The 18,428-nt window shown below is 40.8% G+C and carries 17 protein-coding genes; all 17 read right to left on the minus strand.

Annotation, left to right across the window (positions count from 1 at the left end; translation table 11 throughout):
• Positions 1-142: 142 nt before the first annotated feature.
• The 17 genes from RS130_RS00275 to RS130_RS00355 all read right to left on the minus strand — a co-directional run bounded on the left by RS130_RS00275 (position 143) and on the right by RS130_RS00355 (position 18,383).
• Complete coding sequence (locus tag RS130_RS00275) at positions 143-3,562, minus strand: glycosyl hydrolase (protein ID WP_316024261.1); 3,420 nt, start codon at positions 3,560-3,562, stop codon at positions 143-145.
• Positions 3,563-3,660: 98 nt separating this feature from the next.
• A complete protein-coding gene (locus RS130_RS00280) occupies positions 3,661-4,767 on the minus strand; it encodes an alpha-L-rhamnosidase-related protein (protein WP_316024262.1) in 1,107 nt (368 codons plus the stop codon).
• A 17-nt stretch (positions 4,768-4,784) separates the two neighbouring features.
• Complete coding sequence (locus RS130_RS00285) at positions 4,785-6,050, minus strand: alpha-L-rhamnosidase N-terminal domain-containing protein (RefSeq protein ID WP_316024263.1); 1,266 nt, start codon at positions 6,048-6,050, stop codon at positions 4,785-4,787.
• 188 nt (positions 6,051-6,238) lie between these two features.
• Complete coding sequence (locus RS130_RS00290) at positions 6,239-6,514, minus strand: hypothetical protein (RefSeq protein WP_316024264.1); 276 nt, start codon at positions 6,512-6,514, stop codon at positions 6,239-6,241.
• Positions 6,466-7,347 (minus strand): LamG domain-containing protein, encoded by an 882-nt coding sequence (locus RS130_RS00295; protein ID WP_316024265.1) that lies wholly within the window; start codon positions 7,345-7,347, stop codon positions 6,466-6,468. The genes RS130_RS00290 and RS130_RS00295 overlap by 49 nt, the downstream gene beginning before the upstream one ends.
• An 84-nt stretch (positions 7,348-7,431) precedes the next feature.
• On the minus strand, positions 7,432-7,887 hold the full coding sequence (locus RS130_RS00300; RefSeq protein ID WP_316024266.1) for a hypothetical protein: 456 nt from the start codon (positions 7,885-7,887) through the stop codon (positions 7,432-7,434).
• Positions 7,874-8,455 carry a sigma-70 family RNA polymerase sigma factor gene (locus RS130_RS00305; protein WP_316024267.1) on the minus strand — a complete coding sequence of 194 codons (582 nt, stop codon included), beginning with the start codon at positions 8,453-8,455 and terminating at the stop codon, positions 7,874-7,876. Before RS130_RS00305 ends, RS130_RS00300 begins: the two co-directional genes overlap by 14 nt.
• Before the next feature lie 441 nt (positions 8,456-8,896).
• On the minus strand, positions 8,897-10,423 hold the full coding sequence (locus tag RS130_RS00310) for a sulfatase family protein (protein WP_316024268.1): 1,527 nt from the start codon (positions 10,421-10,423) through the stop codon (positions 8,897-8,899).
• 90 nt (positions 10,424-10,513) lie between these two features.
• A complete protein-coding gene (locus RS130_RS00315; RefSeq protein WP_316024269.1) occupies positions 10,514-11,353 on the minus strand; it encodes a heparin lyase I family protein in 840 nt (279 codons plus the stop codon).
• Entirely contained in the window at positions 11,350-12,846 is a 1,497-nt protein-coding gene (locus tag RS130_RS00320) for a BNR-4 repeat-containing protein (RefSeq protein WP_316024270.1), read from the minus strand. Before RS130_RS00320 ends, RS130_RS00315 begins: the two co-directional genes overlap by 4 nt.
• A gap of 21 nt (positions 12,847-12,867) precedes the next feature.
• Positions 12,868-13,800, minus strand: coding sequence for a TIM barrel protein (locus RS130_RS00325; RefSeq protein ID WP_316024271.1), 933 nt, complete (start codon positions 13,798-13,800; stop codon positions 12,868-12,870).
• Entirely contained in the window at positions 13,800-14,390 is a 591-nt protein-coding gene (locus RS130_RS00330) for a GMC family oxidoreductase (protein ID WP_316024272.1), read from the minus strand. Before RS130_RS00330 ends, RS130_RS00325 begins: the two co-directional genes overlap by 1 nt.
• Positions 14,391-14,458: 68 nt before the next feature.
• Positions 14,459-15,142, minus strand: coding sequence for a GMC family oxidoreductase N-terminal domain-containing protein (locus RS130_RS00335; RefSeq protein ID WP_316024273.1), 684 nt, complete (start codon positions 15,140-15,142; stop codon positions 14,459-14,461).
• Positions 15,082-15,549 carry a hypothetical protein gene (locus tag RS130_RS00340; RefSeq protein ID WP_316024274.1) on the minus strand — a complete coding sequence of 156 codons (468 nt, stop codon included), beginning with the start codon at positions 15,547-15,549 and terminating at the stop codon, positions 15,082-15,084. The genes RS130_RS00335 and RS130_RS00340 overlap by 61 nt, the downstream gene beginning before the upstream one ends.
• Positions 15,546-16,115, minus strand: coding sequence for a gluconate 2-dehydrogenase subunit 3 family protein (locus RS130_RS00345; RefSeq protein WP_316024275.1), 570 nt, complete (start codon positions 16,113-16,115; stop codon positions 15,546-15,548). Before RS130_RS00345 ends, RS130_RS00340 begins: the two co-directional genes overlap by 4 nt.
• A complete protein-coding gene (locus RS130_RS00350; protein ID WP_316024276.1) occupies positions 16,097-16,651 on the minus strand; it encodes an Ig-like domain-containing protein in 555 nt (184 codons plus the stop codon). The genes RS130_RS00345 and RS130_RS00350 overlap by 19 nt, the downstream gene beginning before the upstream one ends.
• Before the next feature lie 4 nt (positions 16,652-16,655).
• Positions 16,656-18,383 (minus strand): Ig-like domain-containing protein, encoded by a 1,728-nt coding sequence (locus RS130_RS00355; RefSeq protein ID WP_316024277.1) that lies wholly within the window; start codon positions 18,381-18,383, stop codon positions 16,656-16,658.
• Between the last annotated feature and the right edge of the window lie 45 nt (positions 18,384-18,428).

The following is an 18,428-nucleotide window of genomic DNA, read 5'->3' on the forward strand; positions in this document are numbered from 1 at the left end:
GAAAGATCAAGTTGTGTTTCATGTTCTTTTGGTGGATTGGTCGTCCAAGTTTTCTTTTGTGATGCTTTTCGTTTGGCATCGAATATCAGTTGATTTCGTCAGGTATTCGTGACTAACACCTTGAGTTGATTTTCTCCATCAGTTACATGTTTTGTAATATCAAAGGTATAAGGGGGGCCCAGCGAGTCCCGACACGTTGGTGGTTTAACCACACTTCGGCAATATCGGCCACTTGACCGAGATCTAATTGCATCAACTGTGATTTATCTTTCACGGTGAATGAAGTGTTATAGGCGATTGTGCCTGAGTAATGTTGAATAGCAGGTTCTGCGTGTTCATTTAAGGCTATCAAATTTGTTAACGTTAGCTGTGATGGCGTTTCCCAGCCGGCTTCAAAATCTAATAGCCAAGGTTTGTTTAGAGGCTTGGTTTCTGTCTGAATCAATTGCTCATCTATGTCGCCGTTATGTGAGTGCCATTGATAGTTGCCTGTTTGTTTTGGCAGTAACTGACCATTTATAAATGATAGCGGTGGTGTATCAGTATCGTGAATTTTAAACCAGTGTGCTTGGCTACTTAATAAGGTGCTTGTGCCTTTTTTCAGGGCAATATGACCTTGCTGTTGGGATATTGTAACGCTGGTTGCATCTTCACGTTTTTTGTTAATCACAATAAATTGACTACCATGAGGATCGAGGCTAATAGCGACATTCATGTGAGCATCGTCTTGCTGCCAAATTGGCGCAATATGGGTGTTGCCCGTATCTACATTCCAAATTTCTGGTGGCGCACCTGTTGTTCTTAATCGGATGGAGGCATCAATAGGTTTATCGAGCTGATTCGTTATGTAATAAACGTCAGTGTCGCCAATACTGCGATGTATCCAGCGTAAATCAAGTTCTTTGGCAAACGAAACATCCGGCTGAATTGCTTCAGCGTTCAATACTTGTGGTAATGTATGCCCCCAATAAACTTTACCTTTACCCACTTTTCTCATGCCGGTTTTGGTATCGCCCCATAACTGGTTTGCTATTTGAGTGAGCTTGCTTAAATCTTGGGCATCATCCATCAAACTCGGTGATGTTTGTGGTTTGTTACCTAAAATAACCGCGCCTTGTTCTACTAAGGTTTTAAGTTTTTGCGCGGTGGATAACAACATGCGCTGAGAGTCACGCAGCATAATGACTTTATACTTACCTGCATCTTCAACATACAATTGGCCGTTAGCGATGTGTACTTTTTCTTGCAATAGTTCCTCATTTAAATAATCGAACTTATAACCTTGTGGAAATGGATGGGTATCAAACGGGGGACGGTCTAAATCATCACCTAAATACCAAAGTACGTCGGCTACAAATTCACCTTGTTGCAATAAATATTGGCTGCGCGCTAATGACTTGATCCATGTAGGTGTATGACGCCACCATGTTTGCGTGCGTAAAAAGGGGAAGCCAATATTGCCACCAAAGCTAGATCCGGGCACGACATCAACTTGTGGGGTATGAGAAAAAGTATGAAAGACTAAATGGTTAACACCTTTGGTAAAATTTTCATTGATCAGGTATTTGATATCTTTAGGGGACTCATTCCATTTCACCCCTAATTGCGTTGCGGCTTCAGCAGCTAAAAACGGTTTGTTATATAAATGATAAGCCGATGCTGCGGCGTAGATAGGTTTGGCTTCTTTTTGATTTTGCGGAGCTTTCGGGTACCAGAATTCGGTCATCGGGAAATCACTTACGCCGTAATAGCGTAAGGGATCTCCAGGTAATGTTTCGCCGGTTGCCCCCTCAATGTAAACTTTAGATCCCATCTCGTGAGCTACGGTTCTAAAATGGTCAAAGAAATTATCGACATACAAATCAGCCATGGTTTGACGAAGATCCCTTAAAAACTTATTTGTGTCATCGACTGAACTGACAATGTAGCCTAATGTGGCGGGGAGATACGGCAACATGTCGTAACCACGACGCTGTTTAAATGCTTGGGGTAAATCATCTTTGTGCATGGTCCATGTAGGCACGCCGCTTTCCCAGCTGTCAATTAACATGCCATGTAGTTTATGACCATCTAGTGGGCCACCATCGCGCATTAAATTCCCCATCATGCCATGACGTAAATGGTTTTCTATTGCAATTTTATCGAGCTTGCTGGTTTCCCAACCGGTTGCTTCTGGCTCGGCAGGACGGTTGGTTTTTAACATATTGACGTGACCAAAACGGATCACTGTCCAGTCACCTTTTGGTGCTTGCCAGTTTAGTTGACCTTGGTTATTAACATATGAGGTTAAATCAATAATGTCATTGGGGTCTATCGTATCTTCAGCAGTAACAACTTGCTTGATGTCGCTTTGTAAACCTCGTGAGCTTTTTGAGGCTTTAGCTTCATGGTTGTGTAAACGCACGTGACCATTTAAACGGACGTAAGACAAAAATAAGGGATCATCAGTAAAGGTTAATTTAAAAGTTTTAGCTTTTGTTTCAGGTAAATTAAACGTCACGGGGTAATCATTATCGTACCAATGACTTGTAGGAACTTTGAGTGAAGCAAGGGTTTGCCACTGCTCATTATCTTGTAGTGCTTCAACTAAAATACCGATATTTACTTTTGGCAAAAGGCGATTGGTTAACACAGTACGAATAGGGGGTAATTCTACACTGCGTAAGGTGGTTTTTTCTGCGAATGTTACGGCTACCCATGTAGGTTTACCATCAACATATTGAATATTCTTCTGTTGATAGGTTCTATACGGCTCCTGTGAATCAATTTTTTTAGGGTCGTACATCACCTGTTTTGCTTCTTCAAATACGGTATCCCACGGCACTATCGAATTATTAGTTTGATAACTCATGGGTGAAATTTGAGGAATTGGCTTAACCGAACGTTCATTTTTAGGCGTTTTAAAAGCAATGGTTTTAATATCCTGGTAGTTACGATCGGAGGTTAAATACTCAGCTTTAAGCGCTAACGCTTTTTGAACAAATTGCCCGCCTTTTAATTGAAATACATGTTCAATTAGCTCACGTTGTGACTCTTCAACGGGAACCCAAGGCCCGCCAGCCATCGACCAACCCGGGCAGTTTTGTAGAGTTAAATTTAATCCTAAACGCTCTGTTTCATCGGCAATATGGCCAATCATCTCTTCCCATTTTGGCGTTAAAATAGGCACTTGTTCGACATTCGGGTATGGCTGAGATCGGGTATTAAATAACTGTATGCCTTGTAATCCAGCCTTTTTAATTGCGGCTAAATCTGCGGTTAAACCTGGTTTACTAATATTTTTGCCATTGAGGTGAAACCAAGTTTCAGGGTAATAATGTTTCTCGGGGTTTTTAAAATTTGTTTTTAATGTGCTAAAAGGTAAAGTTAAAGGTGAATGTTGAGTTTGAGCTAGCGGTTTAATTTGTTTAATCGTGTTGGTACTGGCGTTTGTATCGTTATGATCAACTGAGTGACAGCCAATCAAAAAGTGCATCATTATAATAATAATGATGCTTGAGAATCGATGCTTGAATATTGTGATTAAAGTTGAATTATTTATCACGCTATTATCATTAAACATATTGTTTCCTAGCTTACTCTTAATGCTTTGTATATCGGTGTCACAACCCTAAAAATCAGGTTATGACACCGATATACATGTGTTTGCTCAAACTATGGCTATTGATCCGCTTGAATGATCCAATCATCAGGAGCCAGTTCAAACTTCAAGTATTTATCGTCTTCTCCCATATAACGAATACCTGGATATTGATCTGTATTGTCGGTTGGCCATAACAAGCCAGCTTTGAATACCTGCTGCTCATTGATACTTATCGAGTTGACCTTGAAGTAGGTCTTTGGAATACCAACAGTTGCTGTGCTGCCTTTAGGTGACGTTAGTGTCATATTGATACTGTTATTATTACGGCTTATTGCAAAATTAATATCACCTTGCACGCTAGGAACTAATTGTTTGATGCGTTTCATGTGCGCCATATTTGGCATGATTTGATAGCTTTGCCATGCAACAGATGTTGGCTCTATACCCGCAACATATTGGCTTAATACGGTTGCTGGCGCATTCCATGCGTGGTTTTCGGTGCCGCCACCTGTCATGTATTCGGTTAAGGTTGAGCGTTCTTTGTTATCCACTTGTTTGCCATAACGTTGTTTCATTCGTGCTAACGCATCGTCATAACGACCTGCCATCGCCATGGCGTTATAAATCATCCATTCAAAATGCGGACTGGCAAATTGATTTGGGATCAATACGTTATCGACAATTTGTTGGTACTGAGATGGTTCGGCTAAACCAAATATAATAGCGACGGCATTGGCGCGATCATCTTTGAGTTTGTTTGGTTTACTACTATAAAAACCATCTTGCCAAAAGTGCTGTTGGAAGGCTTTTTTCAGCGCTGTTATACTTTGATCGTAAAAGGTCATATGAGTATTGTCGTTTAAGGCTTTTGCCATTTTACGAGCAGATACTAAGGCGCTGTAATACAAAGCATTTTGGATTACATCGTAATCAATTGTGTCTTGTGGGCCCCAGTCAGTCCATTTCCATGCACCATTTCTAAATACTATCAGGCCATTGTCTTGTTTGTCCCAAATAGATAAATATCTGTGTACGTAAGGATAGGCATAGGCGAGGGTTTCTAAATCACCGGTATTGTAATAATAATGCCAAACGCCTTGCTCGATAAACTGCAGACTTTGTGCCGGTAATTCACGGAAACGGCCAGGGCCTAAACCAGCAAATACACCTGATTCGGAGATCACTAAACGCCATGGTGACTTTAATCGCTTTTTTCAGAAAGATCTCGGCCGGGTTTATCCATGCTATAAAATAGATAACTGGCTTGGTCGGCGACATCGCCAATCCATAAACCGCGTTCACGGTCAGGGGTGTCCATAAAGTTATCGCGGGCACAAATATACAGGGTGTTTTCAGACATTTGCCAGATACGTGAATACCATGCATCGTCACTTTCAAAATGACCAACAGGCTTACCTACACCAGTCCAACGGTATTTTAAACCGTGTATGGTCACGCCTTTAGGAATAGTGTATTCGATGATGCGGCCATTTAACCAAGAATAAGATTCAAACTGCTGGCGGTCTTGCTTGGTCGTGTAAAAAGTTTCAATGGTGTTTAAACGCATATTAGATTTGATGTGAATCTTTAAGCCCGCAGGCGCTTCAATATCAAAATAAGGCGTGAAGTTTTTATTAAAATCTAACTGACATTTAATTTTTTTACCGTCACTGACAAACGGGAATTTGGACGCTGGGAAGTTAGTGCAATTGGCCAAACCGAAGTTATTTAACGTTGGGATTTCACTCGGGAATAATTCGAAAAATGGCGCGCGAGGCGGTTTTTTAGAACTTTTAGCTGGTTCCCACCTAGAGTCGTCATAACCCGCTAAATACCATGCGTCGTTACCCCAGTCACCCATATCATTGCGGGCATCATAATTAACACTCCAAGCAGCAACTCTGCGATGTTTTTCTTTCGCTACCGGTTGATAAGCCAAATGTTGTTTAGCTTTCCATGACGTATCAGAAATGATGAGCTGTTCACCTACCTTGGCCTGAAATATAAAACCGCCTATTCTGGCTGAAATATGGGTGCCTTTGTCGCCATTAGCACCGTAATACCAAGCTAAGGCGGCAATGGTATTTTTACCTTTTTTTAAGTATTTTTTGATATCAACTTGGTCGTAATATTTATTAGAAGCAATGGGAAAATTATCCACACGAGGCGAGGGTTTTACTGGTGATGGGCCGCCAGTATAACTACCTTCAAACACCACCATTTCACCATTGATCCATAACCAATATTTAGTATCTGCGCTGATATAAGCGGTTATTGCATCATTAGTCGCTATCTTGTCAAAATCAGCGATATCGACCTCTTTACGCAGTGCAACCCAAGTATTTGGGTTGCCAATTTTTTGTTTGGTCCAAATCCATTCCGCATCCCATTTTACAGCGGCAGATTGCAAAGAAAATAAAGTTAATAAGCTGGCAAGCAGCCCGAGTAATGTTTTTCGTTTAGTCATTTGGTGTCCTAATCATCATTTTACATAGCAATGGTTAGCAGTGATGTATAAATGTTTTAATGTATATAAGACTTAGTCAGGCAAGTTAGAGATTGATACCCTCTTTTGTAAATTTTTAATAAATACTAAAATCTAACCAAGGTTTTCAGCAAAAAAGTATTGCCGGAATTCTGTTAAAAGCGATTGTTTTATTGCGGTATGTGTTGTGATGGCAATCCCGTTAACTTATCAAGCTCAATAGCAGAATGCATGGGTAAGGACAATTTGATTGCTTTAGGAAGAGGGTCAGCACTTGGCGGTAAGCTAAAGTAGTTTTGTCCTTTCTGGGCATTTTGGAGGTGCTGATTGATTGACAATGAGGGTAAAGCAAAATCGTAAAATGCCACTTCATCAATAATGCCGGAAAAAGCCTCCATCAACCAACGAGACTCTGCCGGATTATTACCGATAGATGCCTGTCCCATGGGCCACCACTTAAAATTTTTGACCCAGGTGGATATTGGTAACTTGCAAGGAGTTCACCATTTATATAAATAGCTTTTAAACCTGTCGGCACATTGTAGCTTGCCACGATATGATGAAAATCACCTTGTTTTAATTGCGCTAATGTTGGTCGTCCTTTTAGTCCATCAAGTGGCAGTTTTAATTCATGGTAGCCTTGGCCAACAATGTAAAGGCCAAAACTTAAACTTTCGTTAAATTGACCTTCCGGTCGCAGGTAGTTTTTACCCTGATCATGCTGAAAGCTAAGCAGCATGCGCAGTTCATTATCGCCTTTATCTTTTCGAAAGATAACATCTATTTCTTTAAACTTGCCAGAATACTCAGGGCGGATCAGCGCTTCAATGGTGACGCCATCTGTCACCGAAAAAGATCCCGTTGCCGGTGCGGTACCGCCACCAGAGCCAACATCTATTCGTGCATTGGCGCTATTATCAAAAATAAAAGCGCCTTGTCCTACTAGCCCAGTTGTTCGGGTGGCTCCTGCAGCGGGTATACCTGTTGCTCCGCCCATTGAGTCAATAGTGCGGTCACTTTGGCTATCGAAACTCCAAAAATGTTTCGGTTGCCAGCGACTGGGGATTAACATGGTATTTTCGCCACTCTGGACAATAGGATTGAGGTGCGCTTGAGTTAAGTCGAGAGCAAGCGCTCCGCCATTTGAATGCAGGGTAAAATTGGGGCCATGTAGAATAATATTGTTATTTGATAATGGCTCAATACTCAATTTTCCTTGAGTTAATCGAATTTCATTGTGATTAAAAAACTTAATATGGGTATTGGCGGTTAAGAACAACTTATCACCATCGGCAAGTATTAAACTGGCGTCTTGCTCAACTTGGTATTCGCCCGAAAATAGCTGCGAGTTAGCTATTCTACCCTAGCCAATAATTGAAATTTTTCCTTGCTCGATTTCTGCAATAATCGGCAAAGTATTTTTATTAAATAATTGCCAAACTAACAATAGTAAAAAGGTTATTGTGGCGAGTATTATCCATAATTTTAACCGCCCACTGGGAGCCTTTGTTGTTATTTGTTGCGGGCTGTCTGTGAATTTAGCTATGTCGTTAAGTACGTCTTCGCTATCTTTACGACGAATTACAAACTCTTCTGTGACGGCGGTTTCAGTTTTGCGTTTGTAAGAAAATTCTAAATTACGATCAGCACCAGAAAGTAAATGGGCGTGCATACTCATATAATCATAAAAAAATTGTTGCGCTTCAAGATTGCCTTTCAGAAACTGTGACAATTGTTTTTGTTGTTCGGAAGTCGCTGTTTTAGTACCTATCGCATCAGCTATTTCTCGGATAGCGGCATACTTTTCACTTCTGTTCATTTCTCATCTCCACTAATTTTTTGCTCAACACAATCGAATAATTTTTTCTTAATTTGTGAATAGCTTTGCGAATAGCATAGATGAATCGCCCCGATTTTTGTGCAATGTCCTGCGCCACTAAGTTTTGCTTATAAAAATAATGGTAAATTTTCTGCATCGGAGGAGAGAGTAACGTGTAACAATGTTCTAAATGACGCCACCTTGTTTCCTGTGCCACCGTATTCTCTTCAAACACCGAAAGGTTATTACTAAATTCTTGTAATAAGTCATCGTCTAATCCCAACTGATATTTATTTTGTTTGCGTTTAAAGGCTCTAATACGGTTAAAAGCAATGCACGTTGCCCACTTTGAAAAGTTACTTCCGGGTTCAAATTTAGAAAACTCATTCCATAAAGTTAAGCTGGTTTCTTGAAAAATATCGTCGGCAGCACTGTTATCCCACACTGACGCATAAACGTAGCGATAAAGTCGATTCTTATTAGCATCAAACAATCGCTCAAACTCCTCTGCGTTATCCAACTCGGATGAAGGCTTCTCTGATAATTGATTTTTTTGTTCTGAAGACACCACTCAGGCCTTTTATCAGGTAAAATGCAAAATAATTCGACTAAGCGTTGAATCTAACTTGTATAGAAGATGTTAAAATATACCAATTTATAAGCTATTTGTTAAACCATCAAGTCAAAAACAGTCACATTACTTACAATTAATCCAGAAATAATCACTCGGTATTTCAAAGAATTAAATATCATTAATGATTAGGGGGGCAATTGTGCACTGTTCTGTCCTATTTATGTATTAATTGGCGAGCATTCTCAATGCGATTACTTGAAACAGGCCCTAGGTTCAAGTGAATTAGAATAAGGTCAATCAAAGCGATTGGCCTTTTTAGTTTCTGATGTTTTTTGTCATAGACAATAAAAATAATTGAGTTGTCGTAAAAATTCAGTCGCCCGCACAAAGGGGCTAATAAGCATATTCTTTAATCTCTGGCGTTAATTGCTTAGCTCAATAATTTTTTGAGTCAGTGTTAACAAAATTCGTTTTTTTATTGCCGTCAAAAGCACGTTGTTTAACGGTATCGTTACGCTCGGCTTCATATTGATCAATGTAGGCATCCGTTTTTTGGCGCAATGTATTCAATACATTCTGATGCTGCTTTGAATTAGCTAAGTTAATTGCTTCATTGGGGTCACTTTTTAAATGGTAAAGTTGTTCGTGTTGGTTACGGTAGTATCGCACGTATTTCCAATCTTCGGTTCTAACTCCAACCGTTGGCGGGATGTTAAATACTTTAGGCGAGAACAAATGTTCAAAAAAGAACTCACTGCGCCATTCAGGGGCCTCACCTGCCATGATAGGTTTTAATGACTTTCCTTGGTAACGTTCAGATAACTCGATACCGGCTAAATCTAATATGGTTGGTGCAATATCGATGTTTAAAGCAATTTCATCACGCTCTTGGGCTTTGAGATTACGAGGATCAAAAATAATTAGAGGTACACGTAAGTCTTCATCCCATCCAAACCATTTACCTGCCAATTGGCGGTTGTTAAGCGAATATCCGTTATCGCCGGTATAAATGATAATGGTATTTTCAGCCATGCCGCTTTCAACTAACTTCTCGTAAAGCATTCCAACACCTCGGTCAACGGCACTGACTGCGCGGTAATGGCGTTTAACCATTTTTTGATAAAGGGCCTCATTTTTATATCGGTATTGCCAGCGCTCACGACCAAGAGAGGTCTGTAGAAACTCAGGTAATGACCCAAAATATTCTTCTGATGACAATGGGGCAGGCGGTATCGTTAGGTTATTATAATAATCGTCAAACTCAACAGGATAGTGGTACTGATCGACTTTATCTGGGTCAAGGGCATGAGGGTTCCAAAAGCTAACGGATAAAGACCAAGGCTGGTCGCTATCTTTATTTTGTTCAATAAAGTCTTTGGCAAGCTCAACAAAGTGGTAGGTTTGTGGACGTTCTACACCATTATGAACATCTGTTTTTTTCATTTTGGAACGTTTAAAATAGTCAAAACGCTGCTCGATATTGCCAGAGGTTTCTACTCCAAACTTACCCACAAATCCCGTTTTGTAACCGTGTTGTTTTAATACCACTGGGTAGGTTATTGCCATATCTTCTTCCGATACCGGCGGACGGTGAAAGGAGTAATCGCTAGTGCGCTCAGTTAATCCAGTTAAAATGCTGGCGCGGCTGGCACCACAGATAGGGGTAGTAACAAACGCCTTTTTGAAGAGCACACCCTGATCGGCCAATTTATCTAATGTTGGTGTTTGTATAATGGGGTGGTATTTACCGATGAGATCCCAGCGGTGATCATCAGCCAAGATAAACAAAATGTTTGGTCGTGGCACGGAACTAATTTCATCTAAACTCGTTTCTTCCACCTTAGCGGGTAATTGGCATGCTGACGTAAATAAGCTGGCCGATACTAATACACTTAGCTTAGCGCCCCTTGCGGCTTGATTTTCTCTTATATAATCCGCAATTTTTATAAATAAGTTAGGCATTTTACCTCTCTGTTAATTTTATTTTCAATAGTCAAAAATCATTATTAAAACGCGCAAGGAAGTAATATGAAAAATACTACTAAAAGAAGGTTAATGGTTTGCCATAACCTCAACTAAACTTGTCCCGACCTTCATCTCGTGGAAATAAGCATTGATGTCAAATTTACATGATTTTCTATTGTATGCTCCCCATTTAGGATAAACAAAGCGGCCATCATTCGTTCGGTGAAACACCGTTTTGTTGTCTTTCGATACTTTTACTTGGTAAGTTTCCGAGCGTAGATTCGCTAACTCTTGCTGTTTGCCATTAAACCAAAATTGTACTAAGCCACCATGCTCCGCTTTGCTGACTTTGATACGAATAACCAGCGAAATCCATTCATTCTGCGGTACCGTTTTTCGCCACAATACAGTTCGACGAGATGAGTAGCTCTTGTCTCCGACAAAATCTGCCCCCCAAGCATTTAGCGTTAATTCGCCGTCATACTCCAAGTTGAGCGGGTAATTTTGGTTATGTGGACTGGCTGATTTCCATTGAAAAACGGTAACTTCTTTATCAATTTGGGCCTTATCAACCGTGTCAATTTTCCACTGCCAAGCAATATAAATATCGTCACCTTCTTTTGGGCTGTAATTATTTTTTAAACCTTCAAACCTAGCAAACTCACCACGTTTTCTATTTTTAGGCTTGTTTATTTTCCAAACTTGCCCCAGCTTTTCATCAGTAAATACAACTGCAGTTGAAGCTTCAACACCTTTATGATCCCCTTTGACCTTGCAGTAATCTTGCGGGTAGTTGCCATCATCAAAGCGTTTAAAAAAGTCATTTACCTGAGTGCTTTTGTTAGGGTCTGCAAACCAGATAACCTCTGCGAAAGCAGAAAGTGAAGTGAAGCTTAGTAATGCTAATAGTAGCGATAGTTTTATCATTGCTCTTTACTCAGCAAAGAGCGCTTGACGGGTCCATTATCCCCAACCAAATACATACGTCTAAAGTCAGTTCCTTCAGGCTTTTCGGCAATGATAATCCTCGCGTCAGGATGAGCATTGCGAATAAAGGAGCTAGCCGCTGATCCTGGGCTGTCTAAGTTACTTAATGACTTTGGCCGCTTACCGCTGGTTTCATCTGGAATAATCACTAGGTCGTCTTTAAATTTAAGTAATTCTTTACCTGCTCTGAAACGAATACCGCCGTCGTTACTCTCCCACCAACGCACTATGGTTTTATCAGTTTTAGGGTCGATGCCACTTAGTAAAAACCGAACACTATTATTCGAACTTAAAAAATCACCTCTGCCAATAGGCAAGCCACTGGAAAAATTTCCAGCCCATTCAGTCCCTGTCCATCTAAAATAACGAGCATGTTTAGGCCCACCAATTTGCCAACCTATGTCTTTACCAATATAAGCAGATATATGAGGATTACCTTGTGCGTCAATTTTTGTGCTGCCGTTAAAAGTCCACATATCACCTGTGTCTACGGCTAAAGTCTTTTCGTCAGCTACGTCTTTGGTTAGCGGAATGGATAAGGTCTCATCATAGACATTTTGCCAATCACCCGTTTTAGTATTAAAGGTCATAAAATACAGATTCTTACGCTCTGTTGAATGCCCTCCTCTGTTATTTTTAGGAGCATCTCTGTCCCAACAATAATGGTAATCAAAACCTACCACTATCTCGTCATTTAAGCCCTTAGACACATAGGCATACCAACTATCTGTACCTAAATTATCTTCGCGTCTTTGGTATTTAAGAAATGCCTTTGGCGCTTCAAAGGTGCGACCATTATCGGTAGATTTTTGGTACACCCAATCGGCTCGATGAGCTCCATGACGATAGAATAAGTACATATCACCATTATCCATTTTAATGGCTTGATTATAAGTACCAAAAGGCGCCACATTGTCTAAGTTTTGCCAAGCACTGATATCATAAGGTTTTTTAGATACAGCGTGTTTGTTTTCACCTGAATGATCACCAGCGCCAAATATATTTGCGCCATGCAGGGCTTTAACCCCGCCATGTCCACCATAAAAAACATGAATATAACCAGCATCATCAATCAATAAGGTGGGTTTTCCATGGCTATCTATTTTTTTAGTAGGATCTTTACCTAAAATACTACTACCCGCTTGAACTGGCCCAGACCATTGTTTTTTATCGTGGTTATATGCAGCCACATAAGGGTCTTCCTTTGTGCCTTGATAGGCAACATACGTCACACCGTTAAGATACTCTCCTCCCGGATGTTGCACCACAGCGACCCCTTCGCCATAACCATTTTCAGCAAAATAATCTACCGAACTCAATTGGTTGCCCAATGGTGTGTCTGCCATTTTTGACACGTTTTCAGCGATACAAACGTTCAGCTTGACCAAGCTTGTAGCGACAATAGCCAGTTTTAAAAAAGTACAGAGTTTCATGTTGGATCCTGTAAATTCTGTTTACACACTTGGCTGCAGATTGATGCTTTTGGCTAACTTAGCCAAATCCGATGCAGCTCTTAAATTATCTTTATTCTCAGGGAAAAACTCAGCACCTATATAACCTGTATAACCAAGTTCACGTAGGCGGGTGAACACTTTTCCATAGGCTACTTCTCCTGTACCGGGTTGGTTCTCTACCTGGGAATCTGCAAATTGGATATAAGCCACTTGATCAAAGCCATTCTCTAAATGGGTTATCAAGTTGCCGTTAGTGCGCTGCATATGGAAAAAATCCCAATTCAATTTCACACTAGGCGAATTAATCTCTCGACAGATACTTAGAGCAGGTTCGTTACCATACAAAAAATCACCTTTGTGATTGAAAGGGTTATACGGCTCGATTGTGGCGACCATATTCTCTGCTTCTAATCTCGGCACAGCGAGTCTTAACATTTGGGTATAATTGCTTACCATTTGCTCCATGCTTAAACCCTCTACCACCCTGTGACCGGTTAAATTAAAATTTCGAACATTTAACGTTTTCCCAGAAGAAATAACTGTTTCTATCCATGCCATGAATTTTTTTGCATTGTTAGGATCTGCCATAGGAGGTGGCTTAGGTGAATAACTAGTAACGCGCATACCTAGAGATTTTGCCCTTTCAGCAATAGACTCTGGGGTTTTACCTCGTTTGGCTTGATTTGGGTTCCAAATTTCAACAGCCGAAAAACCCAACGCCTTAGCGGCGTCAATTCTGTCTAAAAATGGCATAGGTCGAAACCATTGTTCAATATTGCAAGAAAATGGAGCTAACCATTTTTGCCTATCAGTTAAGGATAAAATATCCGAACTTGGATTCATTTCAATTGCGTTACTAGCAACACACGAAGTAACACCCGTAATGGCTAAACCTGCTAGCAAGGAGCTGCCAATAAATTTTCGTCTATCCATTATAATTTACCTTGTTGCATTAACTTTGCAGCATAATCCGCCGAACGTGCCGTGATAGCCATGTAAGTCAAAGAGGGATTTTGAGTAGCACAAGAAGACATACAGGCACCATCAGTTACAAATAAATTAGCTACATCGTGTGCTTGTGCCCACTTGTTTAGCACCGATGTTTTAGGATCCGCCCCCATACAAGCCCCACCCATTTCATGAGTTCTGTTACCTACCGTTATATGCTTATGTTCATCTGTCTCGATGACCTTAATATTCTGACACCCGCCGACCGCTAATATTTCTTTGATATCTTTGGCAGCTTGTTTGATCATCTTGCGCTCATTGTCGCGAATTTGTGCATCTATATGCAGTTGTGGAATGCCCCAAGGGTCTTTTTTGGTGGGATGTAAACTCGCTTGGTTTTCGTAGTAAGGCAATAATTCACCATACATAAACGCTCTAAAGTACCATGGTTTGGGCTGGTTAGCCTGTCCCTTTACTTCAGCCCCTATACCGGCTCGTTTTGCTGTTGTACCTGAATTTGGCCTACTGCTGGCAGTGGTTTGAAAACCGTAGCCACGAATAAAGTCAACATCCACAGTCTGTTCATGACGATAATTGGGAATATAGGTAGCAATTGGCCGCCTGCCATAAGAAAACCTGTCTTCTAAACCATAAGCACTTCGGCCATACCGACTACACCGGTAAAGTGATCCATAATATAATGCCCTACAGCACCACTTGAATTGGCAATACCATTTGGAAACGTTTTGGACGTAGAATTCAATAAAACTTGCACAGAGCCCAAAGCAGAGGCGCACAAAAAAACCACGCGCGCTCTATAACTGCGCGTTGCTTTGCTGCGAACATCGACAATAGTAACGCCACTGGCTTTACCGGTTGCCTCGTCGTAATCTATTGAAGAGGCAATGGCATCCGTCACTATGGTTAAATTGCCAGTTTTTTTGGCTGACGGTAAGGTGGCAGACAAAGAACTGAAGTACGCACCAAAAGTACAGCCCCTAGCACAGTAAGAACGTGCTTGGCAACGCGTTCGACCTAGGCTGCTTTGTGCTTCAGTGGGTTTTGTAAGATTGGCAGAACGCCCTATAATTAGATGTCTATCCCGATATTTTTTGGCCATGTTGTTAGCGATGAATTTTTCAGCGCTACTCATTTCCCAAGGCGGTTGAAAGATTCCGTCAGGAACTGAGTCTAAACCATCTTTATTGGCGGATACGCCAATATAAGATTCTACATAATCGTACCACGGCGCTAAATCATCGTAACTTATCGGCCAAGCAACACCATGACCATCTTTTGCATTAGCTTCAAAATCTTTTTTCCCCAACGCAATACTTGTCGTCCCCAAGTAAGTGAACGACCGCCTAATTGATAGCCTCTCGTCCACATAAAAGGTTTTTCGCTAGGGTAAGAATAAGGATATTCTTTGTCATCAGCAAAAAACTGAATTGAGTCAGACTTCAATACCTTTTTCTTTGCCAACAGTTGCGTATATCGTCCTTGCTCTTGCAGTGTTTCTGAGGCAATGCCAAAATTCTCAAGCTGCCACGGCGCCTTCATATCATTGTATTCAGGACTCGGGTGGTCAAGGTGGCGTCCACGCTCAATCACTAGAGTCTTAAAGCCCTTTTCACAGAACTCTTTCGCCGCCCAACCACCAGTGATCCCAGAGCCAACCACTATCACGTCGAACATTACTTGGCTGTTAACCTCTGCCTGTTTAGTTTGGCTCATAAATAACCTCTGGTTTTTATTGCCTGCAATTCTGACTTAGTAATATCACCACGATATCCCCCCGGGATTAACACAAAATCAGGATTGGCCTCTTCTGAACTATAATAAACATGAAAAATCATTTCCTTTAGATGTCTGTAACTCGCAGACAAGGAAGTGTTTTTATTGGCAAAAGCCGTTTTATCCAGTTCAGTAATTAACAATTCTCTTTGTTGTAACGGCAACTGAATATAATCGGCTTGATAGGTTGACTTTGCCACCTCTTGAATTTGTTCGATGACACTTATGTATTGCTGTTTTGTTTTGCTGCCTGCCCAAGTCATCATCAAACCATCTAACACTGCAGCAACATTGGCATCTGTTGCCCCTGGAGTCTCAGTTTTAGGGATCATAATTTCCGCAACATCAGTTAGCACCGTCAACGCGTGTTCATCAAAAAACTGCCCACTATCAACCACTCTATGTATTTCAATAGCTTTGTTGAAGATAGTGGCGAATAAAGGCGCGGATACAATATAAACACTGGCACCGATAAACACTCTTCTGGTTATTCTTTGAGTAAGCATCGTTTAAATCCTGCAATTTTTTGGTCAATCATCTGCATTAGCTTTTTAGTTAATCGGTTATTTAAGCTCATGCATCGGCAAAAGCTAGCCACTCCTAGCGACAACAGAATTAAATAACTAATGCTTCCGCCACCGCCAGCATTTGCTGGTTTGTCTGTTGAAGATGAAGGCGGATTTGGCTGCGGCGGCGCGTTAACTGTAATTGTGATAGTCTCAGACTTTTTAACACTGCTATCTTTTTTAGTGGCTAAAACGTCAAGGTTATAAACCCCCGCAGAGGTAGGTTGCCAGTTAAAGCGGTACGGCGCTGTAGATGTTTGGTGAACTGAACGGCCATTAACTTGAAAATCAACGGTACTGACTTCCCCTATATTTGTGCTAGCAGTAGCGGTTAACGATAAACTGTTTCCTAAGGTTATTTGATTTTGGCTGGGTGCTGCTAAGTCAACTTCAAACACCAATGGCTCACCAACTAAGTTGATTAATTTACGCGCTGATGCTTTCTGCGAACCGTCAACTTTAGTCGCCTTAACCACGATTTCATGTGTACCTTGGCGTTGTGGGTAGCCAATCAAATTGATAAGGTGCGCTAGTATCGGTTGCTAGCAAATCGCCATTTTTGAAAAATTGGACTGAAGCAACTTCACCACCATTGATATCCACACTTGCTTGTAACTTAACTTGGTCTCCAAGCTCAAAAAGGTAGCTACTTGATTGGGTGCTGATGTCCACATCAAAAACTTCGGCGCTAATGCTAGTATCCTCTAGCACGATCTTATTCAATGAAAGTGGCGGTAAGACTATTCCACTACTGCCTTCAGAAACTAAGCTAAGTGGATCTTGAGCTATTGGTAAGATACGTTCTTCGTCCAATGAACTAAAACCCATAGTGTAGTGCGTTGCATTACCATCATAAGCAACGTTATCTAACGTTAAAGCAAAGGGAGACGTTCTATCCGTTAAATTTAATGCGAAGACTGTCACTTTATCGTCTTTAATTACCGCCCTAGCACTTACACTTTTTACGCCATTCTCTAATTCAGTGGCGCTTAAATCACTGCCTAACAAAGTACTGTCTTGTAAAATTGAGCGAATGATTTCATGAGCAGAGCCAAATAGCGTTTTTTCTAACGGCTCTTTTATCCGAGGCCTAAACACCCCTGGTTGTACTTCTTTTTGATACCACACCAAAAATGAATTTAACTGGCCATTTACACTAAACCAATTGGCTCGTTGGTAAATATCTTGATTTTCGCTCATGAAAAGATAAGCATCAGCCATACCTAAAATAGAAGCGGCGTTTGGGCCACCCGATTTCACGCCCCATTCAGTTAACCAAACAGGTTTATTAGGCGCGACTTTCTGTGAGAAATTGTTGACTGAATTAGCAATATGAACCCGCGCTAACAGCGCTGTTTTATAGGCTTCATCACTATCATTACTATCATCAGGGTCATATCCAACATATGTGTGCACAGTGACAGCATCAAAGTAGTCTTTGTCTTCAGTGAGTAACTGATTGTAATTAGGATTAGCGGTATTGGCTTTTCTTAGTAGAGGGATAGAAAGCTTAATATTGGGGTTTATCGCTTTCAACGCCTTTGATATTGACTTTGCTCGCTCAACGTAATCACTGACATTTGGAATGATTGAGCTACGTTGACCAGAGTAAAAGTTCTCATTACCCATTTCTATATTAGTGACATCAAACCCTCTATTCACTAAATCAGTGTAACGCGCTACTGACTCTGGGCTGCCATCATTCAGTGGACTCGTGCCATTTTCACCGTCAGCGCTCATATTAAAGGTCCAGACCATATCATAGCCAATACCTTGCTGGCTGAGACGCTCATCATTTAGCAATTGTAAGCCGTCTATACCTACTTTAGCGCCACTAGCTTCAAATATTTTAATCGATGATAAATGATCCAGCGTTCTAGATTTGGTTTCTCCTAGCGAATTGGTAAATGTCACTTTATCTTCACCAAATTGCCTAGTGCTATCGCTATGCCAGTCATACCAATTAGCCCATAATCCATGGGGAAAACGAATGGTTAATGGATCAAATGTGCGTATTAATTCTTTTTCGTTTGCGTAGCTAAACTTAAATATATTGGTACCCAGCAACTTATTGTTATATTTTTCTTGTTGCTGCGTATTTATCTTTATTTCCGCAGTTATGCTTTCTGGTAAATCAAAAGGATAATCTAAAGCATAAACCGTTGATGTCGCCAAAAGTTGTAGTACGCCAAAGCTATAAATTTTCATTTGCATTCCACTCAGATTCAATATTCATTAAAGACAAAAAACAAC

This window comes from Paraglaciecola aquimarina, from assembly GCF_032464635.1.
Classification (GTDB): Bacteria; Pseudomonadota; Gammaproteobacteria; order Enterobacterales; family Alteromonadaceae; genus Paraglaciecola; species Paraglaciecola aquimarina.